Source organism: Flavobacterium sp. FG19, from assembly GCF_057809475.1.
This window is the reverse complement of sequence record NZ_JBMDKA010000021.1, coordinates 22,535-48,275: the sequence shown is the minus strand read 5'-3', so window position 1 is coordinate 48,275 and position 25,741 is coordinate 22,535. Positions and strand designations below refer to the sequence as shown.

The following is a 25,741-nucleotide window of genomic DNA, read 5'->3' as shown; positions in this document are numbered from 1 at the left end:
TTTCCGGCAGATGCAGCGAATGGAAGAGATTTGCATTGTCTTACAGTTTGTGGTTTTGACACTGCAGCTTGTTTTTTCCGGATAAGCAAAAAAAAATCACCCTGGAGAGAGTGATTTAATTGGTCAACATGTGGTTTTGGTTAGATAATTTCATCATGAACCTGGAAAAAGACCCGCATCGATTCTAATGCTTTGCTCATCTGGTTCCTGACAGTATTTATAGAGATGCCGAGTTCCTGACTAATTTCTTCATAACTCATGCCTTTCTTTCGTGACATTTTAAAAATTTGTTTCCGCTTGGGAGGTAATTGTCTGATGGCCTGCTTTTGGAGCTTTTTACAGTCTTCTTCCCGAATAGCATATTCTACGTATTCATGCGAGGTCTGACTTTCATAAAAAACAGCTTCTTTTAGCGCCAGATCATGGGCCGCTTTATTCAATAAATTAAAGGCCTGATTTCTTGCAATTGTAAATATATAGGCCTTAAACGATTGTTCTAAATTTAAATTTTCCCGATACTGCCATACCTTCATAAAAACATCCTGAACATTTTCTTCGGCAGCTTCTTTCGATTTTAACAGGCTGATGCTGTACCCATAGATATCCTGATAGTACAAATCAAAAAGAGCACGAAAAGCTTTTTCGCTGCCATTTTTAAGTTCGCTTATCAATAATTTGCGGCTATGGTTCTGAGCTTCTAACATTAAATTAATTAGTTTGTATTTAAATCTAATTATATTACGATACTATCAAAAATCGATACTCTAATGCGTCGAGTGGTTAGCAAATATATAAAAATATTATTCGCAGCAAAAAGTGATAAAATAACCTTAATGCTTGTTTTTGTGATTTTTTGCAGCGGAAACCTCAGTAAACACGGCAGTAAAACACCTATTGTGAAGTTGGTAATTTTTTAGCTAAAATTTTAAAAATTAACTATAATGTGATTGTGTTTTTGAGAATATTCTTATTTCGAATAAAATTGATTAGAGATTTGGAAATGTAAATTTGTAAAAAAAGCCCTTTTATCCGCGGCTGGGACAAAAGGACTTGTTTTTTGAATCTGCGTACAGGAGATTCGGGTATTTAATTATTAGTTTTTCAAATCTTTTATGACTTTAAAAGCAACGTCAACCTGATCTTCACCTACTAAAATGGTAAATTCGTTTGAAGTTGAGATTACCTCATTGATGATGATTCCTTCCCATGCTAAACGCTGGAAAATGAAGTAATAAATTCCCGGAACCACGATATTTTCTTTTGGTAATTTTACCGTAATCGAAGCCAGGTTATCCAGTTTCTGAATTAATTTTTCTCTCATAAAGTGTTTCTCCACTAAATGATTAACACTGCTGCTTACTACAATATTCGTTTCGTTTACCCCGCGTGATGAGGTATAAAAAATATCAGACAAAGCATTGATGTCAGAAATCAAATCAGCTTGTTTGTTTAAAACAGTTTCTGAAGCGGCGAAAGTATAATCAGTCAATTCAGAGCGTACTGTAATTTCTCCAATGTTCTTAATTACTTTGTTGATTTTGTGGTTTAATTTAAAATCTAACTCTTCAGTTAATCGTTTCAGTGACATTACAACGGCACCTTGTTTTACTTCTTTGCCAAATTCATTTTCCAGTTCCGTCATGATATTTCGGGAAAGCGAAGTCAGGTTAATAATCCCAAGCGATAAAGCATTGAGGAGAAATGGTTTCGTTTTAATGTAATTTTCGACGATGGATGAAACAGTTTTCATAATTTTTTTTCTTTTTTTTTTGTAACTTAATTGGGTTGGTTTAGTTAATTTGTTGTTATAAAACTTTGCAAATATAAATAAAAAAACAATTTGTTACAATTATAACAATGAAAAATTATGTTAAAAATGATAAAAAGCATCGGTAAGATGTTCAATTGCAAATAATTCCCCATTTTTATGGATCGCAATGATGTCAAAACGAATGCTGATATCTTCTTCAAAATCTTTTTCCCTATAGTTTATGTAGGCATTTACTGCTTTTATGAGCAGCTGAATTTTTTTTGGTTTCACAAAATCCTGCGGCGAACCAAAATCCAGACTCGATCGTGTCTTGACTTCAATAATAGCTATGATGTTTTCTTTTTGGGCAATAATATCTATTTCCGCTTTTTGAAAGACCCAGTTTCGTTCCAGGATTTCATAGCCGTTTTCTTCCAGATGTTCTACAGCCAGATCTTCTCCTTTCTGACCAAGTTCGTTGTGTTCTGCCATTTTTTTGGGTTTCAGGTTTTGTAAAGTTTTACCGGTGAGTATTCAAAAAAGAAACGCAGAGTCACAAAGTATTTTCAACTCTGCGGCTTTGCGTCTCTGTGGAATTTTATATGTGGTATTTAAGAGACTCTCTTAAATGGTAAATTTTTATTTTTGAAAAGTAACCGTACTTCCGGAAGCATTTACATCAATAGAAATAGTACTTCCCATTACCAATGCTCTGTTGTCCTGTATATGTCCTGCGGGGAAATTGAAGATTACCGGAATATTGTATTTTTTAGTAACATCATCAATGATTTCCAATGCATTTTTGCCCCATGGCACTTCATTGTCTTTCATTTTGGTCATACCGCCTACGATAATTCCTTTTAAGCTTTCAATACAGCCGTTTCGGCGTAAATTCATCATCATACGGTCGATATGATACAGATATTCATCTAAATCCTCGATGAAGAGGATTTTATCTTTACAGTCAATTGCTGATGGAGAACCTAATAAACTGTATAAAATAGAAAGGTTTCCGCCTACAATTTCTCCGGTTCCCTGACCAAAACGATTCATTGCATGCGGAGGGACAGAATAGGAAAGCGGTTCACCAAGCAAAGCAGATTTCATAGAGCTGATCGCAGCCGGAGTGGCACGTGGAATGGTAACCGGCATAACACCGTGAATCGATTTATAGCCCATTGTATTCAAATGGTTATGTAAAACCGTTACATCGCTAAAACCAATTACCCATTTTGGATGCTGTTTGAATTTGGTAAAGTCTAATAAATCCAGCATTCTGACAGTTCCGTAACCGCCTCTTACACACCAGATGGCTTTGATGTTTGGATTGTCTAACTGTTTCTGAAAATCAGCGGCACGCTGTTCGTCAGTTCCGGCCAGTTGATGATAATCCAGTCCGATTGAACTTCCTACTACAGCCTCTAAGCCCCAGCTGTGCAGTAAATCTATCGTAGGTTTTAAGTTATCATCGATGTTTTTTCTGGCTGTTGCCACCAGGGCAACCGTATCTCCTTTTTGTAAATAAGGTGGTGTGATCATGATTTGTTGGGATTGACAGGTAAATGATTGTAACGCAAAAATAAGAAATGCCGGTTTACAAAAGGTAAAGTGTTTCTTTAGGCATTGTAATAGGTTCAATTTCATAGTTTGTTTTACTTAATAAATTAACTTTTATATTTTTTTTGAAGTTCTTCCAAAATGAGCATCAAACCTTTGTCTGCTTTTTCTGATTGTACATTAGAAAAAAGGATAAATGCTTTTCCGGTAGATTCACAAAGATACACTTTGGTTAAAAAAGTTCCCGGACTTCCGTTATGAAATGAATATCTCAAATGACTTTTTTCATTTATTTCAGAGTTCCATCCAAAAGAAAATTCAGGCAGACCGTAATGCATAAATTTGAAATCTTCGGCAGTCAGAACTTTTGATTTCCCTTCCAGTCCCTGAAGCTGCATTTGTATAAATTTACAAAAATCCGGCAGGGTTACCGTTATATTTCCAGCAGAAGAAAGCCAGTTTAGTTTATAGTTCAGAGCGGGTTTTTCGGGTTTCCCGTTTTCGTCATGCCCCCAGGTCTGATTGGGATCTTTTAGATTGGGCTGGCCAAATTCAAAGTCAATCTGTAAATCCTTTCCTAATTCGGCGACCAGAGTTTCATAACTTTTACCGCTCGCTTTTTCGAGCATTAAACCGGCGGCTACATAGGAAGGATTCGACCAGTATATATCCTGTTTTTCCAAAACAGGCTCCTGCTTTAAAAACCATTTTATAAATTCATAACGCTGCTGCTGGTCATTTCCTTGTATTTCCCTGCGTTTTGGTGTTTCATTTCCATACGACCAAATACTAAGATTAGCCCTGAAAGTAAGGAAGTCCTGCAGAGTAAAACGATAAAAAGCGGGATTGCCTGAAGCTTTTAATTCCGGGTATAGATCAAAAAAAGGAGTGTCCCGGCTTATTTTTCCCTGTTTTACCAAAACAGCAGCTATATAACTTGTTACGGTTTTAGTAATAGAACCCAGTCTGAATTTGTCAGAGAGTTCCGCTTTTAAATCGCTATTGATTTTTTTTAATCCCAACGCTTTTATTTCTAAAACAGAGTCAGAAGAAACTACTGCATAAGCTATTTCGGGTATCTCATATTGTATTCTGATACTGTCAGCAAAGTGGCTGTTTTTTTGCGAATAAGAAAAGCTGTGAAGCAGCAGTACAAATAACAATGTGATTTTTTTCATTTTTAAAAACGTGGATTTTAGTCAGCAAGGTACATGAGAAATTGAAAATAAAAAAGAAAAAACAGAACAAAATAATTTGAATTTTCCTACAATTAATTCTATTTTTATCCATTACTATTTTTTATTACGATGACTATGCGCCTGATCACTTTATCTATTTACTTTCTTTTCTTTTGTTTCAGTGTTACCCATGCGCAGCCTAAAAGATATTCGATACATACAGCTGCTTTTTACAATTTTGAAAACCTGTTTGACATTTATGACGATCCGGGTACCAATGATGACGAATGGACTCCTGTAGGTGCCCAGCGCTGGACAAAAGAAAAATACGAACAAAAATTAAAGAACCTTTCGAGGGTTATTGCAGAAATTGGAACACCGGAAAATTCAAATGCCCCCGTTTTGCTGGGCTGTTCTGAAATAGAAAACAGAGGCGTTCTCGAAGATTTAATCAAACAGGAAAAAATCGCGGGTTATGATTATGGCATTATTCATTTTGATTCGCCGGATCAGCGTGGTATTGATGTAGCGCTTTTGTATCAAAAAAAATATTTCAGACCCACTTCGTTTGCCAATATTCCCTTGTTGATTTATAAAAACAAAGAAATAGTACAGGAGCCGGTTAATGAAGATTTAGGCGATGTAGAACTAAAAAGAGAAACCAGAAACCGTGTTTTTACCAGAGACCAGCTTTTGGTAACGGGTTTTCTGGAAAATGAAGAAATTCATATTATTATCAACCACTGGCCTTCCAGATCCGGCGGGGAAAAAGCCAGCAGTCCCTTTCGTGAAGCCGCCGGAAGATTAAACAGAAAAATTATAGATTCACTGCAGCTGCTAAATCCAAAGGCAAAAGTGCTCACTATGGGTGATTTCAACGACGGACCTTTTAATAAAAGTATAGGAATCGAGTTGGGGGCAAAGGGAAAAAAAACAGAAGTGCCGGAATCCGGACTTTACAATCCGTTTGAAGAAATGGCCGAAAAAGGAATGGGAACTTTGGCTTTTAGGGATTCCTGGGATATTTTTGATCAAATTATCATGACCCAATCCTGGACAGAACCGGATTTTTCAGGTTTTAAATTCTGGAAAGCCGGGATTTTTAAAAGGCCGTATCTTATTCAGGCTTCTGGTAAATATAAAGGATATCCTTTGCGAAATACCCTGACAGAGGCTGGTTTTAGTGACCATTTTCCAGTTTATGTTTATTTGATAAAAGAGTTTCATTAGTTTACAGTCACAGTTTTCATTTAGTAAGGGAGACTGTAAACGGCGACTTCGACTAAAACTTTTTCACTACCTTAGCTTTTCATAAATTCAGAAAAAATGGCTATAGCAAAACCATTCAATCTTACTCAATGGATTGAAGATAACCGACACTTACTAAAACCGCCCGTTGGAAATAAAAACCTGTATGTAGATTCAGGTGATTATATTGTAATGATTGTGGCCGGACCAAACGCACGAAAAGATTATCATTATAACGAAACTGAAGAACTTTTTTATCAGTTAGAAGGAAGTATAAAAGTCATAATCCAGGAAGATGGCGAGCGTAAAGAAATGGAGCTTAACGCAGGCGATATGTACCTGCATCCCGCTAAAGTGCCGCATTCACCTGTACGTTCAGAAGGATCTATCGGACTGGTAATCGAGCGTAAACGTGCCGGACAGGGCTTTACAGATGGTTTGTTATGGCACTGTGATAATTGTAATCATAAACTATACGAAGTGTATTTTGAACTGCATAATATCGAAAAAGATTTTCTTCCGCATTTCGAGCATTTCTACAATTCAGAAACATTAAGAACCTGCGATAACTGCGGAACGGTAATGGAAACAGATCCAAGATTTACGGCTAAGAAGTAGTTTTTTATACTTGCATACTACATAATAAACCCGACAGGTTTTTAAAACCTGTCGGGTTTATAGTTTAAATAAAACGGTCTTAAGTAGACAAACTCTCATTTTTGCTTATATTTGTATCAAAAATGATATAAAAAATTATCAAATATGATACAAGAGATTTTAGCTTATAAAAGTATAGTAGATAATATTGAAGATTTGATGGCTAAGTCTCCCTTTAAGAAGAATTACATCATTGAACAAGTAGGTATTCCCAGCCCAACATTTTATCGTAAATTAAAAACACAAAGTTTTACTCCGGATGAGATCCTGTCAATTGCGAAGATTCTTTCTCCTGAAGAAAATTTCAGGCTGGAATTGAAAGCTGATATTGAACAGGGAAAACAAGACATAAAAGATGGAAATTTTATAACGCATGAACAAATGCTGGCAAAACTAAAAAGCAAAAATCTTATATAAAATTTATTGGTTTTTTTCGATTGTCATGTAAAGAAATTAATTCGATATAATTTTCGTTAATCTCATAGTATAGCGTAACATTTTTTGAAATAATTATACTTCTGCATTTCAAATTTGGATTATATTTTCCAATGAGAGGATTGCTTTCTAATAAAGTTATTATGTGTAAAACGTCCTTGATAAATTTTTGAGCTATTAGTGGTGACCCAAATTGTTCAAGGTAATTTTGAATATTGTCAAAGTTATACTCTGCTTTCTTAGACCAAATAATCTTCATTGTAAATTGAATATTTAGCTAAAATATAAAAAATAACTTACAATTTTGTTTCTATAATTCAAACTTTTTCCCTTGTTCGGGATAGATAATTTTAATTCCCAAATCATTCTGAGCTTTTAACTGCTTTTTTAGTTTCACAATATTCTGAGCGGGAGGTTTTAAATGAGTCACGATGATTTTGAAATTAGTTAAAGAACCTTTTCCGGCCAATTCCTCCAGAACATGCAGTTCTTTCATTAAATAATTAGGCGTTAAATGTCCAAATAAAAATGGGTCAGGCTGCTCGTTTGGAAAAGAAACTTCAATAAAAATTCCTTTTAACTGCTTGTTTTGAACCAGAGGAGAGACGGCTGTCCATAATGCTTTGAGTTTATCGCTTTTTTCAACAGCATCGGGTCCGGTGTCTCCGAGGTATAAGGCATAACTGTCATTATTCTTAATTAAAAATGCAGTACTTTCAAAAGGATTAACATGGCTTAAAGGGAAAGCTTTCACCGTCATACTTGTATTGGTAAGCGGTGTTTCCTCATTCAGGTTTAAAGTCTGATAATGGTATTTTTTTAACGGAATCCCCACGCCTTTATCTCCAAAATTCGCCCACGTCTGATCATTAAAATAATGGTTTTCCATCATTTCCATGCATTTTTCAGCAGCATAAACGGTTTTAGAGGAATCGGCGGGAGAGTTAATAATTAATCCCGAAACATGGTCTAAATGAGCATGTGAAATCAGATATCCTTTAATGTATTTTCGTAAAACTTCACTGGCCGGTACTTTAAAAACCTTGTTCTCAACTGCTTTTTCTATTCCGGCATTTACAGTTCCGGCATCCAGGCAGATAAAATCTTTAGTGCCAAATGGTGCCAGTAAATAAGCAGAAAGGTTTTTTTCGTCGATTCCTCCTTTTACTCCCAGAGGAACTACCTGAAAGGAAGGTTTTTGTTCTTTTTGAGAAAAGGCGCTTGAAGAAATCAATATAAAACAAAGCAGAAGCCGACTGAAAAAAGCCATAATCATAATTTATTAGAATGCAAATTTCATTAAAATTAGCGAATAAATCACCTTTAGTTTGCGTTAAGACTTATAAAATAACGCTAAATTTACTTTGTTTTTAATAATTGAATTCGATTTGAAATTAATTCTAAAACAATATCTTTACATAAAAAATATAACAATTTTAACTAAAAAAGTTACAATGACAACAATAGCATCACAATTTGGTATGAATGAAGCGCTGGAACAGCTGGGAATTAAGCTCGTTAACGAAGGTACTTCAACCGGAGTTGAAAATTTTGCATCAGGCGAAGTTTTAGATAGTTTTTCTCCGGTAGACGGAAAATTAATTGCGTCGGTAAAGACTTCAACACTTGAAGATTATGAAAAGGTAATGCGTTCTGCATCGGAAGCTTTTAAAACGTTCCGATTAATTCCGGCTCCGCAGCGAGGAGAAATTGTTCGTCAGTTTGGAGAAAAACTGCGTCAAAATAAAGAGGCTCTTGGAAAACTGGTTTCTTATGAAATGGGAAAATCATTGCAGGAAGGATATGGAGAAGTTCAGGAAATGATTGATATCTGCGATTTTGCAGTTGGGTTATCGCGTCAGTTACACGGTTTAACGATGCATTCTGAAAGACCGGGACACCGAATGTACGAGCAGTATCATTCATTAGGAATTGTGGGAATTATTTCGGCCTTTAATTTTCCGGTTGCGGTTTGGTCCTGGAATACGGCTTTGGCTTGGATATGCGGCGACGTGTGTGTATGGAAACCTTCTGAAAAAACACCACTTTGTGCTATTGCCTGTCAAAATATAATCGCACAGGTTATTAAAGAAAACAACCTTCCGGAAGGAATTTCCTGTCTGGTAAATGGTGATTACCAAATAGGGGAGTTGTTATCAAAAGATACCCGTATTCCTTTAATTTCGGCAACAGGTTCTACCAGAATGGGAAAAATTGTGGCGCAGACAGTGGCAGGAAGATTAGGAAAATCACTGCTGGAGTTAGGAGGAAACAATGCCATCATTGTAACACCGGATGCTGATATTAAAATGACAGTTATCGGAGCTGTTTTTGGAGCAGTAGGAACAGCAGGACAGCGTTGTACCTCTACAAGAAGGTTAATTATTCACGAAAGTATTTATGATAAAGTAAAAGAAGCACTGGCAGCGGCTTATAAACAATTACGAATCGGGAATCCGCTTGATGAGAAAAACCATGTTGGTCCGCTGATTGATACACATGCCGTAGAAATGTACGCTGTAGCTTTAAATAAAGTGGCTGCTGAAGGAGGAAAAATCCTTGTAGAAGGAGGGGTACTTTCGGGCACAGGTTATGAAAGCGGCTGTTATGTAAAACCGGCTATTGTAGAAGCGCAAAATGAGTATGACATTGTTCAGCATGAAACTTTTGCTCCTATTTTGTATTTAATCAAATATTCAGGAGATGTTGATAATGCTATTGAACTTCAAAACGGGGTTGTACAAGGATTGTCTTCTGCAATTATGACCAACAATCTGCGTGAAGCGGAAAGATTTTTATCAGTTACAGGTTCTGACTGTGGAATTGCGAATGTAAATATCGGAACTTCGGGAGCTGAAATCGGAGGCGCTTTTGGAGGTGAAAAAGAAACCGGAGGCGGACGTGAATCGGGTTCTGATGCCTGGAAAATTTACATGCGCCGCCAGACCAATACTATTAACTATACAGCGAATCTTCCTCTGGCACAGGGAATTAAATTTGATTTGTAATCGGTATAATTTACAATTGTAAACAAGCCACTCTTTCTATTGGGAACAGAGTGGTTTTTTTATGCCATTTGTAGTAATTTTTTTAGATTTGTGTTTTAACTTTTATCGAACGGGATACACATTACTTTCCTTAGTTTTTGTAATTTTTGTTTCCGGATAAAATTCCTATTTTTAATAGGGACGCAGGATCTCAGATTTTGGTTGATTATGGCCTGATTTCGGAAACCGCTGAGATGGAACTTATTAATACGATGGTTGACAGTATGCCGGGTACGCAGCAGATTAAAAGGTTTAAATTCAAAAGACAGCAGTTTTTTGCCGGAGATAATCCGGACACAATACTTAAAGATATTCCGGCGGCAGACTGGTAAAAACGAAAAAATGATGAATTTGATTTTCTTAGCGGGACTTACTCCTTTTGGATATGCCTTTATCGGGATACTCTTTATATCATTTGTATTGGCCTGGTTCTGGCTGAAATCAAATGGGAAAAAGGAAAAACCTGGCTGTTTTTCAATTGGATTTGCAGGTATTCTGATTTGGTTTGTTCTGATGTTTCCGGCTTTTATTACTTTTTCGATAATAGAGAACGGAAATACCGCAGCTAAAATAGGGACAGGAATCTTTTGGCTTTTAGTAGTGTTTCTGGTGGTTTACTTTCGATTTGCAAAAAATACAGGCGGTGTCAAAAAAGTTATTTTTGCCTTTTTTAAATATTTGCTTTATCTGGTATTTACAGGACTTTTTTTAGTGCTGTTTTTTGGAATGGCGTTTTATGTTTACCTCCGTCTTTTTACATCAGAAAAAGAGGAAGACCCTGTATGGCCTGCTCTGGTATGTGTGTTTTTTATCGGGGCACTTATTTTAGCCGGATTGGGTCTTTTAAGCAGAAATAAGGAAGAAAAGAAAAAAGAAAAATCAACTTTTTACAACCTGCAGGAGGCAAAATTAAAACCGGAACGGGTTATTGAGCTGGATTTGTCCAAAACAAAACTAACGGAATTTCCTGAAGAAATACTATCGTTTAAAAATTTGAAATTCCTTATTCTGAGCCAGAATCAGATTAGTAAAATTCCAAATGAAATAAACAGGCTGTCGTTTTTAACCGGTATTGACTTAAGCGATAATCCCATTTCGGATGCTGAAAGAAACAGGATTCGAAAATTGCTTTCAAACGAAGTAGAGATTGTATTTTAATAATTACCAAAACAGAGTAGGGTTTACCGTTTAAGAATATGAATGATTTTTATACTTTTCTGATACAAAACGAAACAGATGCCGCAGGTGTTGTTTTTTTAATGCTTTTTAGCCTGGGAATTGCGCTGTTTCAAACCGTAATTTTTTCAGGATTGTTTAATTTAAAATTTCCCGGCTGGCTTTTTTTTGTGATAAGTCCACTGCTCATCGGACTTAGTTTCTGGATAGATCCGCATTATCCTTTTGCTGTTGTTTTGGTACTGTTTGCTTCGGTTTTTATATGTGGCTTTATTGGTATGATTTATTCGGGTATACGAAGCAGTAAAACAGAAAGGAAAGAAAGAGAAAAGTTTAACAGAAAACACAATATTCAAAAAACACCTTTAGAAAAAAAGCTGCTTGGGATTTTGGTTGGAGCAGGGATCATAGGTGCTTTCTTTTATCTGGCACAAAGCGGGAATCTGAAACTGCTTTTTGTTATTATTCCGGGCTTCATTATACTCAAAAGTATATTTTTTCCAAGTAATAAAAGTAAGTTTATGAGGCTTCAGGCTGTTCTGCCTACTTCCAAAATAAGCGCTGCGGCTATGGGGCAGATTGAGATTGTGGGCGATCTGGAAGAAATAGACCCTATTATTTCGCCTTATTTTAATGTACCTTGTATTGGTTACTATTATAAGATTGAAGAGGAAAGCAAACCGGATGATGACGGAAGAACGACTTACAGTACTATATTCAGCGAAGTAAAAACAGGAAAATTTAAAGTTAAAGATGAAACCGGATCCTTAACAGTTGATGGTGAAGGTCTGGAATATTATTTTAGCCGTATTGATAACCAGCGGGGCGGTAGGACAAGACATTCTGAAACCTATTTAAAGCAGAATGATTATATGCTGCTGATTGGTTATGCGGCTTCTGATAACGGCGATATAATTCTTCAAAAAGGAGGTTCTGATGCTGTATTTGGTATTGCAGAACCCAGAAGTATTTCGTTCCGGAATAAATACAAACCGCTGCTGGACTCTTTTTTAACCGTTTTGTTTTTTATCTCGCTTGTACTCATTTATATCATTTTAAATTAAAGAAATTATGACTGTTCAGAACATTGCCTTAATTGCCGGATTATTACTGCTGTTTGTATTTTTTAATGTCTTCATCAGGATTTACAATAAGCTGGTGATGCTGAAGAATAATTATGAGAAGGCTTTTAGAAACATTGATGTTATTTTGATGCAGCGGGCAGAGGAGATTCCGGAACTGGTAAAAACGGTTTCTAAATTTATGGAACATGAAACAGAGATGCTGACCAGTCTGACGAAACTGAGAACGGAGTTTTTAAATTCAAAATCAGTTGACGAAAAAATTGAAAATGCCAATGCGTTTTCAAAAACTATGAAAAACCTTTTTGCTGTTTCCGAGAATTATCCGGCCCTTTTGTCCAATGCCAATTTTCTTGAATTACAGAAAAGAGTTTCTCAAATGGAAGATAAAATTGCGGACCGACGTGAATTTTTTAATGACAGTGTAAATCTGTATAATGTAGGGATTCAGGAGTTTCCTAACTTTATTATGGCCAGAATAGCAGGATATAAAACACAAGGGCTGTTTGAAGTTTCACCTGAAGAAAAGAAATACGATGGGATTCAGTTTTAATACTTTTTTTGGATACGAGGCGGAGATTAATAAACTGCAGGATCAAATTTTAATGTATGGTTTTGCGGGAATAATTTTTGGCATTGTGGCTTTGTTGTGTATTGCCGTGTTTTTGAGAAAAATAGGTCTTAATGTGGTAAATAGTTTCCTGATTAATCCATTAATGCTGGCTTTAGGATTAACTTTTTTAACGGCTATACTGCCAACGGTGATTTTTTATGTTGTGGCTTCCGATATTTCGGGGGTAAAGATTGTGTACAGCTGGCTTACCATTTTTACTGGGATGGTTTTATTCGTAGTTTTTAATCTGCAGACCATTAAAAACTTCTTTAAAGAGTTTGGCAGAATGGCAGAACAAAAGGAATTTCGAAACAGAAAAAGAGCATAACAGAAAAGGCTTCCGGATAGGAAAGCCTTTTGTTTTTTTAGAAAATATCTTAATTGGTTATTTCTTTATAATAGTGTAGTTCACTGAACCTTCAGCTGTTGAAATTTTAGCAAAATAGGATCCTGCTGCCAATTGGCTTAGATCGATATTTTCGTTTCCTTTTTGAGCCGTTTTTACCAGTATTCCATTTGCATTATACAATAGAATGTTTTCAATTTTCTGAGCCGGATCTGACACGTACAGTATATTTGAAACCGGATTAGGATATAAAACAGGTTTTGAATCTGTCGTTTCTGACTGGATTTCTTTTTGAGCAGTTTTAAGTGTTCCGGTATTGTAAACTGTACTCATATAAAACAGGTTAGAGGTGTCTTTTTTCGTAATCGTATGACTTCCGGCGGCCAGTGATACCGTTACGATCCCGTTAGAAGCCACTTTATCGATATTGTCTACCTTAATGGTGGCTGCCGACTCAACAAAAACAAGAGTTAAAGTACTGGCTTGTGTAGTCGTAAAAGTAATACTTGTCGATGATTCTATTTTCAGGCATTGTGTAAGTGTCAGGCCATTGTAAGTAACCGTTCCTTTTGTCGTCGAAAGATTTCCTGTTATCGTATAAAAAGAACTCGTTTTTCCTGAAGCGGTAAAATTATGTATTTCAGATCCGCCGGATGAGCCCGTAGTTACCGTTATAGTTCCTGATGCTGAGGCGGCGGTTCCCGTTCCGACGGTGGTTACCGTGTACGAAACGTTTGCGGTTGGAGTTCCCGAAATCGTGATTGTTTTGGCAGAAGTATTTTTTACAAAAGTAAGTCCTGAGGCCGGTATACCATTTATGGTCGCATCAGTAGCTGTTCCTCCCCAGGTAAATACGATTGAGTTTATAGCTGTACCGCTGGTTACGGTCTGACTGTTATTGCTGGTTGAAGTTAAGGTCTGGCTTCCTGCTGCATTTACCGTTATAGTCCCCGATCCTGATGCAGGAGTTCCTGCAGTTCCGCTGGTAGTAACAGAATAGGATACTGTTGCTGTTGGAGTTCCTGTAATAGTAATAGTTTTAGCAGAAGTATTTTTTACAAATGACAGGCCCGATGCCGGCAATCCTGTTACCGAAGCATCTGTGGCATCGCCTCCCCAGGTAAAAACAATACTTCCAATAGCTGTTCCGCTTGTAACCGTTTGATTATTATTAGAAGTCGAGGTCAGAGTCTGGTTTCCGCTAACGGTTCCGTCCTGTACATAGACTAATGAAGTCTGGTAATTGGATACGGCCGATTTAAGACCGGTATTGACAGCATCTGCGGTATCATCAACGGCATTATTAAATGTCCATTGCAGATCGCCTCCTGAAACACGTCCTGCATACTGCATGACATTTGTTCTGGCTGTTTCCGGACTGTCAGGGGTATACGAATACATTATACTCGAATTGGTATCGAAATTATTATAGGTTTTAGCTCCTTTTTTTGAGGTAATACTGCTGCTGATTGTCTCGTTTCGGGCAGCAGCTACGTATGCATCAAATTCTACCGGATAAGAGGTCGAATTGTAAGCTATAAAACGGGTTTGGCCGCTCATAGTATTATTGAACGCTTTAATGGTTCCGCCGTCTTCACTGGAGAATGTTCCTGTTGCGCCATTATATACATCTGTTCCCTGCATAGAAGTCAGCATTGGGTATTTACAGTTTCTAAAATAGTTGGCTTCGACAAAAACCGAAGAACCCAAAGTTGATCCTACGCCATATTTTGAATTGCCATCGTAGTAGTTATTGTAAACATGAGCTGAATAATAACGGACACGGGGATGGCGGGAATCAGAATGATCATACCAGTTGTGGTGGTAGGTAATGTACAAACCTGCAGTTGTACCTTCACTAAGTCCTAAAAGATTTGATTTCCCGGAATCCCAAAAGTGATTGTATGAAAAGGTAATATAAGTTGATTTTTTACAATCTAATGCCCCGTCACCTTTAATCTGATCGGCATCGCTTCCCGCATTTCCATAGAAAAAATCGCAGTTATGAACCCAGACATAATCATTGTCCTGCTGAAGGCCTATATTATCGCCTTCGCCGCTGTCGCAGTTCATGGTTCCAATATTTCGGATTTCAATGTTTGAAGCATTTTTGATCCGGATTCCCCAGCCATCGGCCACGGCATCGTTTCCAATCCCTTCCAGTGTAATATAACTGGAAGCGTTTTTGTTGTTTTCAATAACAATATCGCCGCTTAACATATAAGACAAATCGGTGATCTGTCCTACCATGCGAATAATTAACGGACGGGTATCTTTTCCCTTTTTATATCCGTCCAGAATAGTCTGAAGTCCTACACATGGATTTGAAGTGGCACCGGTTACATCAAGAGAAACGGTGTTTTTAGTCTGCTGGGTAATGTAAAGGATAACGGCATTGCTTTTTGGAGTTCCATCAGCATTGTAAGCACCCGGAACACGAGAGTTGGCAAATGCAAATCCGGAACGGTCATGAGCTTTAACGGTAAGAGAACTTGTGGTGGTTCCTGTTCCTTCTGTGCCCGAGATGACCGGCTTAATTTTTACGGTATACGTTCCGGCTTTTAACCCCGGAATGTCAGCACGAAAATAACTTCCGTAGCTTCGGATGAGCTGGTTGTCAATTTTTCGGTCTGTAATTCCTTCGCCGCTGTAATATACATTATAGAGCTGGGCATTAGTTACCGGCTGCCATTTTACAAAAACCGATTCAAGCCATCCGCTTGCTTCAGTGATTTGCTGTGACCATGTTGGGAACGCAGTTACAAACAGGATCAGAAAAAGTAGGTTTTTTTTCATAATTGTTTAAGTTAGACATTAATAATAGTTTTTGTGGTTTTTTGTGGTTTGTCGGTACAAGTTTATTGTAATCGATTACACAAAATTATACAAAATTTCGATATTCTTATTTTTTATGTCTGTAAAAAATGTATATTAAAAAAATAATGTATTTATTTAAGTTAAAATGTAATAAATTGCACGAATTGTAATTTATTGCATAATTTGGATGTTCTTTAAAAGCCTTGATTTTAGGGCGCTCTTATCCTGTAAGAAAAGTAAACATTTCTTAAATGTTAGGATTATGTGAATTTTTTAGGTTTTTGTGAAATTGCTAAATACGTACCAATAATTTGTGTTTTTGATTAAAAAAGGAAGAGGATAACAGCCTGACAGGAATATAAAAAAAGCCTTTTTGAAATTTCAAAAAGGCTTTTAAAAAGTTTATCAGTTAATGAGGAATTAATCCTTGCTTGATATTTTGGCTAATAATCTTAAGAATTCAATATACAGCCAGACTAATGTGATCATTAAGCCCATTGCGCCATACCATTCCATGAATTTTGGCATTCTTTGTTCAACTCCTTTTTCTATCTGATCAAAATCTAAGAACAAATTCAGGGCAGCGATTACAATAACAAAAACACTTATTCCGATGCTCATCAAAGAATTACCATAATGAACAGGAGTGAAATTAAAGATTAAAGAGGCAAGCCAGGAGATTAAATAATAAGTTGCAATTGCCAGAGTAGAAGCAATAACAATAGATCTAAATTGTTCTGTAACTTTTACAATTCTAAATTTATATAATCCAAGGCATACTAAAAATGTTACCAGCGTTGCTCCAACGGCATTGATTACGATTCCGGGGAACTTAGCTTCAAAAATGGCTGAAATACCTCCAATAAATAAACCTTCGAATAAAGCATATCCAGGCGCTAAATAAGGCGAGGCTTGTGGTTTGAATACTGAGATCAGAACAAGAACGAATCCAACAACAGCGCCTCCAATAACCGGAAGCATAATGTTCATTCCGTTAAAAGCCATCCACCATGTTACCATAGCAGAACCGCATAATATTAAAAATAGAATAGCTGTTTTATTGATCGTACCGGACAAAGTCATTTCCTGATTGTAGTCAATAATCTTTGCTTCGTGTACTTCTTCAGCTCTTGAAACAGCATTTGATGAAAAACGCTTGTTACTTAAAAATGGATTTTTTGAATTAAAGGCCATAGTTATTGTGCTTTTAGTGAATTCAAATATATGGAGTTTTTTTGAAGTCTGATGGCAGGCGGTCTATTTTTAACATGAATTTTTCTTTTGAAAAAAGGTCTTAAAAACAAAAAATCCATCAAAAGAAACTCTTGATGGATTTGTATGTGTTTATTGTATTTTTTTACTTCAGTAAATCTAAAACTAAAGAAGGGAACAGACCTAAAACAATATTTAAAGCAATTGAAACAACAGCAACGGCATAAATAAGTAATGGTTTTCCGGTACGCGCTTCGTTTGGTTCTTTCGAATACATTGCCAGGATTAATTTGAAATAGTAACCCACGCTTATAATAGAGTTAATTACGGCTACAATTACAATAGCGGTGTAACCAGCGTGTAAGGCCTGATCAAACAAGAATAATTTAGCAAAGAATCCGGAGAAAATAGGAATACCGGCCATAGACAATAGAGAACCTGTTAATATGGCAGCCAATAACGGGTTGGTTTTTCCTAAACCATGAAAATTAGTAATGTCTTCGTTATCCTGATTTTTGCAAACGTATAAAATAACGCTGAAAGCAGCGATACCTGCCAGAGCATAAGCGGCGGTATAGTATAACAAAACGCCAGCAGAAGTTGCAATCGTTAAAAATGTCATTAACATAAAACCGGCATGTGAGATTCCGGAGAATGCCAGCATACGTTTTACATTTACCTGACGTAAAGCCATGATATTTCCAACAGTCATTGAAGCAATTGAAATTACCAGGATAATGTTTTCAAATGTTCCTAAAAGATCCTGATTTTCGAGAGAAGGAATTAAGTTTAATCCGGAAACTAATTTAAAAAGGGTAGCAATGGCAACCACTTTTGCCAAAGTACTCATTAAAGCAGTTGTTAACGCAGGAGAACCTTCGTAAACATCCGGTGCCCAAAAATGAAAAGGTACCGCAGCCACTTTAAAGAACATCCCGATAGTCATTAAAATCATTCCGATAGGAAACCAGATTGGCAGCTCAGCAGATAAAGAGCTTTCGTGAATTTCTGTAATATCAAAAGTTCCCATTGCCCCGTAAATTAAACAAATTCCGAACAGGATAATTCCCGAAGCAAAAGATCCCATTAAGAAATATTTCATACCGGCTTCGTTACTTTTAATATTCAGACGTTCGCTGGCAGCCAGTACATATAAAGCGATAGATAAAACTTCAATTCCAAGGAAAAACATGGCTAAGTTTCCAAAAGAAACCATCGCCACAGCTCCGGCCAGTAAAAATACTTTGATCGCAATATAATCAGAGATTTTAGTCTGGTGGTTTTCGTAAAAATTATGGCTTAAAGCTACCAGGAAAATAGTCAGAATAATAAATAATGATGAAAAGGCAGTTGAAAATTTATCGACTGCAATCATATTATTATAATAACTTGCTGTCGTCCCAAATTCATAAAAGTTAAGCGCCAAAACCCCCAGTAAACCTAAAATGGTAAACGGAACGATGCCTTTTCTAAAATTTAGAATCTCAAACAATAGGCAGAAAATACCCAATCCTGTTATAGCTATTAATGTATTCATTTTTGTTTTTTTGATTTAGGAAATCTGAAACGCCCTAATTTATTGTATTTAAAATGTATTTTTCTTTTTCTTTCAAAACTAAAGTGACAACAGGTTTTTAAGCCTGAAAATTCAAAAAAGCCTTTTATTAAAGTGTACTATATTTAATTTTTATAACATTTAATATAGCTTCCAAACTTGGAGTAATCAGATCCGTAATTGGTTTTGGATACAATCCAAAGAACAATAAAGTGCCTATAATTACTGCCATTGAAATTCCTTCGTTTACAGAAACATCTGCAAAAGTTTTAGAATTAGTTTCACCTAACATTACATTCTGGAACATTTTAAGCATATAATAAGCTCCTAAGATAATAGTAGTTCCTCCTAAAACAGCGAACCAGATGTTAACCTGGGAAAGACTGTACAAAACTGTAAACTCTCCAACAAAGTTAAAAGTGCCGGGAAGTGCTACAGAAGCCAGAACCAAAATTAAAAACATAGAAGTGAATTTTGGAGACTGAACACGGATTCCGCCCAATTCGGCAATATCTCTGGTTTGAAATCTTCTGAAAATTATTTCAGCAGCGTAGAACAATCCAACCACCACAAAACCGTGAGCGATCATTTGTAAAACAGCACCGCGTAAACCGTCAAGAGTTAGCGTATAAGATCCTGCCGCAATTAATCCAACGTGGGCAAGTGAGGAATAGGCTAATAATTTCTTTACATCTTTTTGTCTTAAAGCGACAATTGATCCGTAGATAACTCCGGCAATTCCTAACGCTATAAGTATATTTTTAAACTCTATTGCTGCATCAGCCGCAATTGGCAGCTGCCAGCGGATAACACTGTACAATCCCATTTTCAGCATAATCCCAGATAAAAGCATGGTTCCCACAGTTGGGGCTTTTTGATATACATTTGCCTGCCAGGTATGGAACGGAATAATTGGAATTTTTATGGCATAAGCTAAAAAGAAAGCTAAGAAAACCCAGATTTGTTCTGCCTGAGATAAGTTTATTTTGTATAAATCTTCAATTAAGAAAGAACCTGCTTTTTGGTATAAATAGATAAAAGCAATCAACATGAATAACGACCCGGCAAGTGTGTAAATAAAGAATTTAACCACAGCTTTTCTGCGTTCTTCCGCATCGCCATTACCCCAGATTAAGGCAATAAAGTAAATAGGAATTAGTGCTAACTCCCAGAAAATATAATATAAAAGACCATCTGCAGCAAGGAAAGTTCCTGTCATTGCAAACGCCATAAACAAAATTAGAGCGTAAAAAGCTTTTGCATTTTTATATTCGTTTCCGAAAGAAGAAAATATAATAACAGGAGTCAAAGCTGTAGTTAATAAAAGCATGGCAAGAGCCAATCCGTCAGCATTTAGAGCAAAAGAAATTTTAGGTTGTGTAATCCATGCATTTATCATACTGATATTTTCACCAGCATTAAAATGATTCAGCAGTACAACCGAACAGCCTAAAGCTGTCAAACTAAAGAACAAAGCTACTTTTGAAGCGAGTTTGTCACCAGCAATATAAGTGACAAATGCACCAACTAAAAGAATAATTAATATAAGAGAAACGTTCATAGTTATAAAATTATTGAGCTAAAAATATATAAGAAACAATGGCGCAAAGCCCCAGTACGAAGGCAAAAAGATACAATCCGATACTTCCGCTTTGAAGTTTTTTACCCTGAAAAGCCAATTCATTTGCAGCTTTTCCTAATCCGAAAACAAGTGCTGATAAGCCGGTTTCAATATAATCTCTAAAGAATTTTGATAATCCGTTTACAGAGCGCACAAAAATCGCATCGTAAGCTTCATCAACATAATATTTATTGTATAATACTTTTGCTGCACCTGTAATGTTTTCGTCAGCTTCCGGAACATTATCCTGTTTAAAGTATTTTACATAAGCAATTAAAATCCCTAATAATCCGCCTAATACAGCAACTCCCATTAAAGTATATTCGGTAGCACCTAAATGATGCTCGCCTTCTGCTGCTTTTACAAAAAGAGGAGCAAGGTATTCATTTAACCAGCTGTGTCCCGGTAAACTAATTAATCCGCCAAAAGTCGCTAAAATAGCTAAGATGATAAGCGGAATAGTAATTAATGCACCACTTTCATGTAAATGATGTTTTTGTTCTTCTGTTCCTCTGAATTCTTTGAAGAAAGTCAGGAACATTAAACGGAACATATAGAAAGCGGTCATAATTGAAGCAACCGATCCAACAACATATAATGGAATGCTGTGGTGGAAAGCTGTCAATAAGATTTCATCTTTAGAGAAGAAACCTGAGAAAAACGGAACTCCGGAAATTGCTAATGAAGAAATTAACATGGTCCAGAACGTGATTGGCATCGCTTTACGCAATCCTCCCATATTACGCATATCCTGCTCACCATGTAATCCGTGGATAACAGATCCTGACCCTAAGAATAAACAAGCTTTGAAGAAAGCGTGAGTGATTACGTGGAAAACGGCTACTTCGTAAGCTCCAAATCCTAATGCCAAAAACATTAATCCTAATTGAGAAACGGTAGAATAAGCCAATACTTTTTTGATATCATTTTGAACTAGTCCAATTGTGGCAGCAACTAATGAAGTGATGGCTCCAATAATGGCAATTACAGTTTGTACGTCAACAGCTAAATCAAAAACAAAGTTTAATCGGGTTACCATAAAGATACCAGCAGTTACCATCGTAGCAGCGTGGATCAATGCAGAAACCGGAGTTGGTCCCGCCATCGCATCAGGTAACCAGGTGTATAACGGAATTTGAGCCGATTTACCACAAGCCCCAATGAATAAGCATAAAGCAGCTAAAGAAAGTAAGGATACATTTAAGTTAGAAGCTCCGGCGATTGCCGTTTTTAAAGTGGCATAATCTAATGTTGAGAACATGGAACCAATGATGAACATTCCGATTAAAAGACCTAAATCTCCAATTCTGTTCATGATAAAAGCTTTTTTCGCCGCATCATTGTAATCCTGGTTTTTATACCAGAATCCAATTAATAAGTAAGAACAAAGTCCAACACCTTCCCAACCGATGAAAAGAACTAATAAGTTGCTTCCAATTACAAGGGTAATCATAAAGAAAACGAACAAATTCAGATAAGAGAAGAATTTGTGCATATTTTCGTCATCATGCATGTAACTGATAGAGTATAAGTGAATCAAAGATCCAATTCCGGTTACAAAAAGTAACCAAAGAACAGATAACTGATCTAATAAAAATCCAAGATTGATTTTAAGGTTGCTAATCTGAATCCAGTCAAACAGGGTCACTTCAATTCCTTTTCCGGTTGAAGTTATCTGATTAAAAAGTACAAGAGTAACTATAAAAGAAATTGCTACGGCAGCAGTCCCGATAAATCCGGAAACTGTTTTTCCTAAGCTTTTTCCAAAGAAAACATTAATTAAAAATCCTAAAAAAGGAGTTAATACTAAAAGTAGAGCTAAATTGGTATCCATTTTTTATTTATCCTTTTAAGTTTTTTAAATTATCGATACTAATGGAGCCTATGTTTCTGAAAATAGAAACTAAAATCGCCAATCCTACCGCAACTTCGGCAGCAGCAACCGCCATCGAGAAAAATACAAAAACTTGTCCCTGAGCATCCTGATGGTAAGTTGAAAAAGCCACAAATAAAAGGTTTACTGCGTTCAGCATGATTTCGATAGACATGAAAACGATAATAGAATTTCGTCTGTACAATACACCAAAAACACCAATACAAAAAAGTACAACACTTAAAAAGATGTAATTTTCAATACCTATTTGATTTAATATATTACCCATTACTTATTTAATTTTTCTTTTTTAGACAATAATACGGTTCCAATCATCGCAACCAAAAGTAATACTGAAGCAAATTCGAACGGCACCATATATTCGTTCAGTAATATTTTACCTAATACCTCGATAGACTGGAAATCTTCTCCTGTTGAATCGTAATCGCCCACAATTGGTTTCGAATTGATGAAGATGGCAATTAAAATAATAACAATCAGGCAGAAAGAAACTACAGCTCCTAAACGGGTGATCCTTGGACGGTGAACGTCTTTTTGTTCGTTTAAGTTCATTAACATGATCGTAAACAGGAACAGAATCATAATCGCCCCCGAATATACTATAATATGTACAACAGCTAAAAACTGAGAATTCATTAATAAATAATGACCGGCAATAGAGAAGAAACAAATCACTAAGTAAATGGCAGAGTGAATAGGGTTTCGGCTAAAAATAGTCATGAAAGCGGTTATTACCGTTATAAACGCTAAGAAACAAAATATAACTCCAACAGGAGTTGCGTTTGCAAGATCTGGAATATGTATCATTTAGTTAGCGTTTTTAAGTTGAGCGTTTTTCAAAGCCATTTCTAAAGGCATTACTAATTTATCTTTCCCGAAAATGAAATCTTCTCTGTTGTAATTAGCAGGCACTAGAACTTTAGATTCTGTCAAATAGATAGCATCTTTAGGGCAGGCTTCTTCGCATAAACCGCAGAAAATACAACGAAGCATGTTGATCTCGTAGATTTCAGCATATTTTTCTTCTCTGTACAAGTGTTTTTCATCCGCTTTGCGTTCAGCTGCTTTCATAGTGATCGCTTCTGCCGGGCATGATAAAGCACATAATCCGCAGGCAGTACAGTTTTCACGGCCTTGTTCATCGCGTTTCAGCATGTGCTGGCCACGATAAACCGGGCTCATTTCACGAACCTGCTCAGGATAGTGAATGGTAACTTTTTTTCTAAAAAGGTGTTTTACAGTAATAAACAAACCTTTTACAATCGCCACAAGATACAATCGCTCAACAAAAGACATGTCCTTATTTGACACCACCTTTTTTCTACCCGATAATGATATAGTTTCTATTGACATTTTTACTAGTATAGTTTATGATTCAAAATTTGAGTATTCAGATTTGAATCTATTTTGTTTTTTATTTGTGAATAATTACGGGTTCTTAGAATCCTAAGAAAGCTGCAATATCGTGTCTTAATATTACAATACCGGTAATCATGATATTAACGATCGAAAGCGGAATTAAAATTCTCCAGCCTAAGTGCATTAATTGGTCATATCTAAATCTTGGAATGGTCCAGCGAACCCACATGTAAAAGAATATGAAGAAACATATCTTAGCAAACAGAACTGCAATTCCTAATAAGTTAGCTGTATTTACACCAACATTTTCTACCATCCACTGCATTCCAGGGTAATTGTATCCACCAAAGAATAAAACAGAGATAATAGTAGAAGAGATAAACATACTGGCATACTCAGCAAATAAATAGAATCCCATTTTCATGGATGAATATTCGGTATGGTAACCTCCAATTAACTCGTTCTCACATTCTGCTAAATCGAAAGGGGTTCTGTTCGTTTCTGCAAAAGAACAGATTAGGAAAATTAAAAAGGATAAAGGCTGGTATAATACATTCCAGTGCCATTCTGACTGCTGTAATGAAATTTCTTTTAAACTCATTGTTCCGGTCATCATCAACAAAGCAATCATCGATAATCCCATAGCAACCTCGTAAGAAACCATTTGTGATGCTGCACGAATTGCTCCCATCAAAGAGAATTTATTGTTAGAAGCCCATCCACCAATCATGATCCCGTAAACTCCAACAGAAAGAACTCCAAAAATGTATAATAAAGCGATATTGATATCTGTAGCCTGAAGAATAATGTCCCTTCCGAAAAGGTGAAGTCTGTCTCCCCATGGAATTACAGCACTGGTCATTAGAGCTGTACTCATCGCAATTGCCGGACCTACAACGAACAAAAATCGATTAGGTGTATTTGGGAAAAACTCTTCTTTAGAGAATAATTTCATACCATCGGCAAGCGGCTGTAATAAACCTCCCCATCCGGCACGGTTTGGTCCAACACGGTCTTGCAGGAAAGCAGCGACTTTACGCTCTGCCCAGGTAGAATACATCGCCATAATCATGGTTACCGCAAAAACGACAACAATAACAACACTTTTTTCTATAATAAATGCACTTTCCATTTCTTACAATTTTTGATCTTTATCAGTTAATGGAATTGCTGCCATACTAATTTTTTTACGGTCGATATCTCTACCTAAAAGAATGTTCTTTTCAGTATCGATGGTAACTTTCTCTAATTTCTGAGTATAGTTATTTTGGTTGATAACAGAATCTTTTTCAAATTCTCTTGGACCTTCAATTACCCAGTCATTAACATCTTTGTGATCAAAACGACAGCTGTTGCAGATGAATTCTTCTACTTCATGGTACTCGTCTTTACGACCCGTTACACGCTGAATTTCTCCACCAAACATCCAAACAGTAGTTTTACCGCAGCATCCCGGAGTAGTACATTCTCTGTGTGCGTTGTAAGGTTTGTTAAACCAGACTCTTGATTTAAAACGGAAAGTTTTGTCGGTTAAAGCTCCAACCGGACAAACGTCAATCATGTTTCCGGAGAACTCATTGTCGATAGCTTTGGAAATTCCGGTAGAAATATTAGCATGGTCACCACGATCTAATACCCCGTGAACTCTGTTGTCTGTTAATTGATCTGCCACTTGTACACATCTCTGACATAAGATACAACGGTTCATATGCAGTTGAATATTTGGACCAATATTTTCCGGTTCAAATGTTCTTTTCTCTTCAATATAACGTGATTTTGGGTTTCCGTGCTCAAAACTTAAATTTTGAAGATCGCATTCTCCCGCCTGATCACAAATTGGACAGTCTAATGGGTGATTGATCAATAAAAATTCTGTTACAGATTTACGCGCTTCGGTAACTCTGGCAGAAGATTTACTGTTTACTTCCATTCCGTCCATACATCCTGTTACACAAGATGCCATTAATTTTGGCATTGGTCTTGGATCAGCTTCACTACCTTTGGAAACTTCAACTAAACAACAACGGCATTTTCCGCCGCTGCCTTTTAATTTTGAGTAATAGCACATGGCTGGCGGCACCAAATCTCCACCAATCATACGTGCAGCCTGCAGGATCGTTGTTCCTGGTTCTACGTCTATACTTTGACCGTCTATGGTTACTTTCATCTCTTTATTTGTTTTTTTAGTTTCAGG

General features: G+C 36.5%; 26 protein-coding genes. 9 read left to right on the top strand and 17 right to left on the bottom strand.

All coding sequences use genetic code 11. The annotated features are described in order from the left end of the window. Positions 1-140: 140 nt before the first annotated feature. The 5 genes from ACODST_RS19255 to ACODST_RS19235 form a co-directional block, all read right to left on the bottom strand. Positions 141-704, bottom strand: a complete 564-nt coding sequence (locus ACODST_RS19255; protein ID WP_488933712.1) for an RNA polymerase sigma factor — start codon at positions 702-704, stop codon at positions 141-143. A 389-nt stretch (positions 705-1,093) separates the two neighbouring features. Continuing rightward, complete coding sequence (locus ACODST_RS19250) at positions 1,094-1,750, bottom strand: hypothetical protein (RefSeq protein ID WP_012023298.1); 657 nt, start codon at positions 1,748-1,750, stop codon at positions 1,094-1,096. Positions 1,751-1,870: 120 nt separating this feature from the next. After that, entirely contained in the window at positions 1,871-2,242 is a 372-nt protein-coding gene (locus ACODST_RS19245) for a YraN family protein (RefSeq protein ID WP_488933711.1), read from the bottom strand. Positions 2,243-2,389: 147 nt separating this feature from the next. Continuing rightward, positions 2,390-3,289, bottom strand: coding sequence for a S66 peptidase family protein (locus tag ACODST_RS19240; RefSeq protein ID WP_488933710.1), 900 nt, complete (start codon positions 3,287-3,289; stop codon positions 2,390-2,392). Between the two features lie 125 nt (positions 3,290-3,414). Then, a complete protein-coding gene (locus ACODST_RS19235) occupies positions 3,415-4,485 on the bottom strand; it encodes a serine hydrolase domain-containing protein (protein WP_488933709.1) in 1,071 nt (356 codons plus the stop codon). A 135-nt stretch (positions 4,486-4,620) separates the two neighbouring features. On the opposite strand from ACODST_RS19235, the gene ACODST_RS19230 reads away from it, so the two are divergent. From ACODST_RS19230 to ACODST_RS19220, 3 genes are all read left to right on the top strand, one after another. Beyond that, positions 4,621-5,715: an endonuclease/exonuclease/phosphatase family protein gene (locus tag ACODST_RS19230; RefSeq protein WP_488933708.1), complete on the top strand. Its 1,095-nt coding sequence runs from the start codon at positions 4,621-4,623 to the stop codon at positions 5,713-5,715. Between the two features lie 96 nt (positions 5,716-5,811). Further along, positions 5,812-6,351: a 3-hydroxyanthranilate 3,4-dioxygenase gene (locus ACODST_RS19225; RefSeq protein ID WP_488933707.1), complete on the top strand. Its 540-nt coding sequence runs from the start codon at positions 5,812-5,814 to the stop codon at positions 6,349-6,351. A 144-nt stretch (positions 6,352-6,495) separates the two neighbouring features. Then, positions 6,496-6,807: a hypothetical protein gene (locus ACODST_RS19220; protein WP_488933706.1), complete on the top strand. Its 312-nt coding sequence runs from the start codon at positions 6,496-6,498 to the stop codon at positions 6,805-6,807. On the opposite strand, the gene ACODST_RS19215 is transcribed toward ACODST_RS19220, so the two are convergent. Continuing rightward, positions 6,800-7,084: a type II toxin-antitoxin system RelE/ParE family toxin gene (locus ACODST_RS19215; RefSeq protein WP_488933705.1), complete on the bottom strand. Its 285-nt coding sequence runs from the start codon at positions 7,082-7,084 to the stop codon at positions 6,800-6,802. The genes ACODST_RS19220 and ACODST_RS19215 overlap by 8 nt on opposite strands. Positions 7,085-7,135: 51 nt before the next feature. Further along, complete coding sequence (locus ACODST_RS19210) at positions 7,136-8,095, bottom strand: MBL fold metallo-hydrolase (RefSeq protein WP_488933704.1); 960 nt, start codon at positions 8,093-8,095, stop codon at positions 7,136-7,138. 184 nt (positions 8,096-8,279) lie between these two features. Here ACODST_RS19210 and amaB point away from each other — a divergent pair, with 184 nt between their 5' ends. From amaB to ACODST_RS19180, 6 genes are all read left to right on the top strand, one after another. Then, a complete protein-coding gene (gene amaB / locus ACODST_RS19205) occupies positions 8,280-9,833 on the top strand; it encodes an L-piperidine-6-carboxylate dehydrogenase (protein WP_488933703.1) in 1,554 nt (517 codons plus the stop codon). Between the two features lie 233 nt (positions 9,834-10,066). Then, the gene (locus tag ACODST_RS19200; RefSeq protein ID WP_488933702.1) at positions 10,067-10,204 is read left to right on the top strand and encodes a hypothetical protein; all 138 of its coding nucleotides are present in this window, start codon (positions 10,067-10,069) and stop codon (positions 10,202-10,204) included. Positions 10,205-10,214: 10 nt separating this feature from the next. Beyond that, the gene (locus ACODST_RS19195; protein WP_488933701.1) at positions 10,215-11,030 is read left to right on the top strand and encodes a leucine-rich repeat domain-containing protein; all 816 of its coding nucleotides are present in this window, start codon (positions 10,215-10,217) and stop codon (positions 11,028-11,030) included. Positions 11,031-11,068: 38 nt separating this feature from the next. Continuing rightward, positions 11,069-12,112 (top strand): hypothetical protein, encoded by a 1,044-nt coding sequence (locus ACODST_RS19190; protein WP_488933700.1) that lies wholly within the window; start codon positions 11,069-11,071, stop codon positions 12,110-12,112. A 7-nt stretch (positions 12,113-12,119) separates the two neighbouring features. Beyond that, entirely contained in the window at positions 12,120-12,683 is a 564-nt protein-coding gene (locus ACODST_RS19185) for a LemA family protein (RefSeq protein WP_488933699.1), read from the top strand. Beyond that, complete coding sequence (locus ACODST_RS19180; RefSeq protein WP_488933698.1) at positions 12,667-13,071, top strand: hypothetical protein; 405 nt, start codon at positions 12,667-12,669, stop codon at positions 13,069-13,071. Before ACODST_RS19185 ends, ACODST_RS19180 begins: the two co-directional genes overlap by 17 nt. Before the next feature lie 57 nt (positions 13,072-13,128). Here ACODST_RS19180 and ACODST_RS19175 read toward each other — a convergent pair whose 3' ends face one another. The 10 genes from ACODST_RS19175 to ACODST_RS19130 form a co-directional block, all read right to left on the bottom strand. Then, a complete protein-coding gene (locus tag ACODST_RS19175; RefSeq protein ID WP_488933697.1) occupies positions 13,129-15,885 on the bottom strand; it encodes a pectate lyase family protein in 2,757 nt (918 codons plus the stop codon). 441 nt (positions 15,886-16,326) lie between these two features. Continuing rightward, complete coding sequence (locus tag ACODST_RS19170; protein WP_488933696.1) at positions 16,327-17,100, bottom strand: Bax inhibitor-1/YccA family protein; 774 nt, start codon at positions 17,098-17,100, stop codon at positions 16,327-16,329. 163 nt (positions 17,101-17,263) lie between these two features. Beyond that, complete coding sequence (locus tag ACODST_RS19165) at positions 17,264-18,655, bottom strand: NADH-quinone oxidoreductase subunit N (protein ID WP_488933695.1); 1,392 nt, start codon at positions 18,653-18,655, stop codon at positions 17,264-17,266. A 127-nt stretch (positions 18,656-18,782) separates the two neighbouring features. Continuing rightward, entirely contained in the window at positions 18,783-20,234 is a 1,452-nt protein-coding gene (locus ACODST_RS19160) for a complex I subunit 4 family protein (RefSeq protein WP_488933694.1), read from the bottom strand. 10 nt (positions 20,235-20,244) lie between these two features. Further along, the gene (nuoL, locus tag ACODST_RS19155; protein ID WP_488933693.1) at positions 20,245-22,128 is read right to left on the bottom strand and encodes an NADH-quinone oxidoreductase subunit L; all 1,884 of its coding nucleotides are present in this window, start codon (positions 22,126-22,128) and stop codon (positions 20,245-20,247) included. Between the two features lie 7 nt (positions 22,129-22,135). Continuing rightward, positions 22,136-22,456: an NADH-quinone oxidoreductase subunit NuoK gene (gene nuoK / locus ACODST_RS19150; protein ID WP_012023318.1), complete on the bottom strand. Its 321-nt coding sequence runs from the start codon at positions 22,454-22,456 to the stop codon at positions 22,136-22,138. Further along, positions 22,456-22,995, bottom strand: coding sequence for an NADH-quinone oxidoreductase subunit J family protein (locus ACODST_RS19145; protein WP_488933692.1), 540 nt, complete (start codon positions 22,993-22,995; stop codon positions 22,456-22,458). Before ACODST_RS19145 ends, nuoK begins: the two co-directional genes overlap by 1 nt. Next, the gene (locus tag ACODST_RS19140; RefSeq protein ID WP_488933691.1) at positions 22,996-23,541 is read right to left on the bottom strand and encodes a NuoI/complex I 23 kDa subunit family protein; all 546 of its coding nucleotides are present in this window, start codon (positions 23,539-23,541) and stop codon (positions 22,996-22,998) included. Between the two features lie 85 nt (positions 23,542-23,626). Beyond that, positions 23,627-24,679 (bottom strand): NADH-quinone oxidoreductase subunit NuoH, encoded by a 1,053-nt coding sequence (gene nuoH, locus ACODST_RS19135; RefSeq protein ID WP_488933690.1) that lies wholly within the window; start codon positions 24,677-24,679, stop codon positions 23,627-23,629. Between the two features lie 3 nt (positions 24,680-24,682). Continuing rightward, positions 24,683-25,714, bottom strand: a complete 1,032-nt coding sequence (locus ACODST_RS19130; protein WP_488933689.1) for an NADH-quinone oxidoreductase subunit G — start codon at positions 25,712-25,714, stop codon at positions 24,683-24,685. Between the last annotated feature and the right edge of the window lie 27 nt (positions 25,715-25,741).

Bases quoted from the DNA above. Each gene is read 5' to 3' on its own strand.
- ACODST_RS19140 (WP_488933691.1), bottom strand. From the start codon at position 23,541: ATGTCAATAGAAACTATATCATTATCGGGTAGAAAAAAGGTGGTGTCA.
- ACODST_RS19195 (WP_488933701.1), top strand. From the start codon at position 10,215: ATGATGAATTTGATTTTCTTAGCGGGACTTACTCCTTTTGGATATGCC.
- ACODST_RS19190 (WP_488933700.1), top strand. From the start codon at position 11,069: ATGAATGATTTTTATACTTTTCTGATACAAAACGAAACAGATGCCGCA.
- ACODST_RS19225 (WP_488933707.1), top strand. From the start codon at position 5,812: ATGGCTATAGCAAAACCATTCAATCTTACTCAATGGATTGAAGATAAC.
- ACODST_RS19145 (WP_488933692.1), bottom strand. From the start codon at position 22,995: ATGATACATATTCCAGATCTTGCAAACGCAACTCCTGTTGGAGTTATA.
- ACODST_RS19165 (WP_488933695.1), bottom strand. From the start codon at position 18,655: ATGAATACATTAATAGCTATAACAGGATTGGGTATTTTCTGCCTATTG.
- ACODST_RS19245 (WP_488933711.1), bottom strand. From the start codon at position 2,242: ATGGCAGAACACAACGAACTTGGTCAGAAAGGAGAAGATCTGGCTGTA.
- ACODST_RS19230 (WP_488933708.1), top strand. From the start codon at position 4,621: ATGCGCCTGATCACTTTATCTATTTACTTTCTTTTCTTTTGTTTCAGT.
- ACODST_RS19180 (WP_488933698.1), top strand. From the start codon at position 12,667: ATGGGATTCAGTTTTAATACTTTTTTTGGATACGAGGCGGAGATTAAT.
- nuoL (WP_488933693.1), bottom strand. From the start codon at position 22,128: ATGGATACCAATTTAGCTCTACTTTTAGTATTAACTCCTTTTTTAGGA.
- amaB (WP_488933703.1), top strand. From the start codon at position 8,280: ATGACAACAATAGCATCACAATTTGGTATGAATGAAGCGCTGGAACAG.
- ACODST_RS19160 (WP_488933694.1), bottom strand. From the start codon at position 20,234: ATGAACGTTTCTCTTATATTAATTATTCTTTTAGTTGGTGCATTTGTC.
- ACODST_RS19210 (WP_488933704.1), bottom strand. From the start codon at position 8,095: ATGGCTTTTTTCAGTCGGCTTCTGCTTTGTTTTATATTGATTTCTTCA.
- ACODST_RS19175 (WP_488933697.1), bottom strand. From the start codon at position 15,885: ATGAAAAAAAACCTACTTTTTCTGATCCTGTTTGTAACTGCGTTCCCA.
- ACODST_RS19215 (WP_488933705.1), bottom strand. From the start codon at position 7,084: ATGAAGATTATTTGGTCTAAGAAAGCAGAGTATAACTTTGACAATATT.
- ACODST_RS19220 (WP_488933706.1), top strand. From the start codon at position 6,496: ATGATACAAGAGATTTTAGCTTATAAAAGTATAGTAGATAATATTGAA.
- ACODST_RS19255 (WP_488933712.1), bottom strand. From the start codon at position 704: ATGTTAGAAGCTCAGAACCATAGCCGCAAATTATTGATAAGCGAACTT.
- nuoH (WP_488933690.1), bottom strand. From the start codon at position 24,679: ATGGAAAGTGCATTTATTATAGAAAAAAGTGTTGTTATTGTTGTCGTT.
- nuoK (WP_012023318.1), bottom strand. From the start codon at position 22,456: ATGGGTAATATATTAAATCAAATAGGTATTGAAAATTACATCTTTTTA.
- ACODST_RS19130 (WP_488933689.1), bottom strand. From the start codon at position 25,714: ATGAAAGTAACCATAGACGGTCAAAGTATAGACGTAGAACCAGGAACA.
- ACODST_RS19250 (WP_012023298.1), bottom strand. From the start codon at position 1,750: ATGAAAACTGTTTCATCCATCGTCGAAAATTACATTAAAACGAAACCA.
- ACODST_RS19185 (WP_488933699.1), top strand. From the start codon at position 12,120: ATGACTGTTCAGAACATTGCCTTAATTGCCGGATTATTACTGCTGTTT.
- ACODST_RS19235 (WP_488933709.1), bottom strand. From the start codon at position 4,485: ATGAAAAAAATCACATTGTTATTTGTACTGCTGCTTCACAGCTTTTCT.
- ACODST_RS19170 (WP_488933696.1), bottom strand. From the start codon at position 17,100: ATGGCCTTTAATTCAAAAAATCCATTTTTAAGTAACAAGCGTTTTTCA.
- ACODST_RS19240 (WP_488933710.1), bottom strand. From the start codon at position 3,289: ATGATCACACCACCTTATTTACAAAAAGGAGATACGGTTGCCCTGGTG.
- ACODST_RS19200 (WP_488933702.1), top strand. From the start codon at position 10,067: ATGGAACTTATTAATACGATGGTTGACAGTATGCCGGGTACGCAGCAG.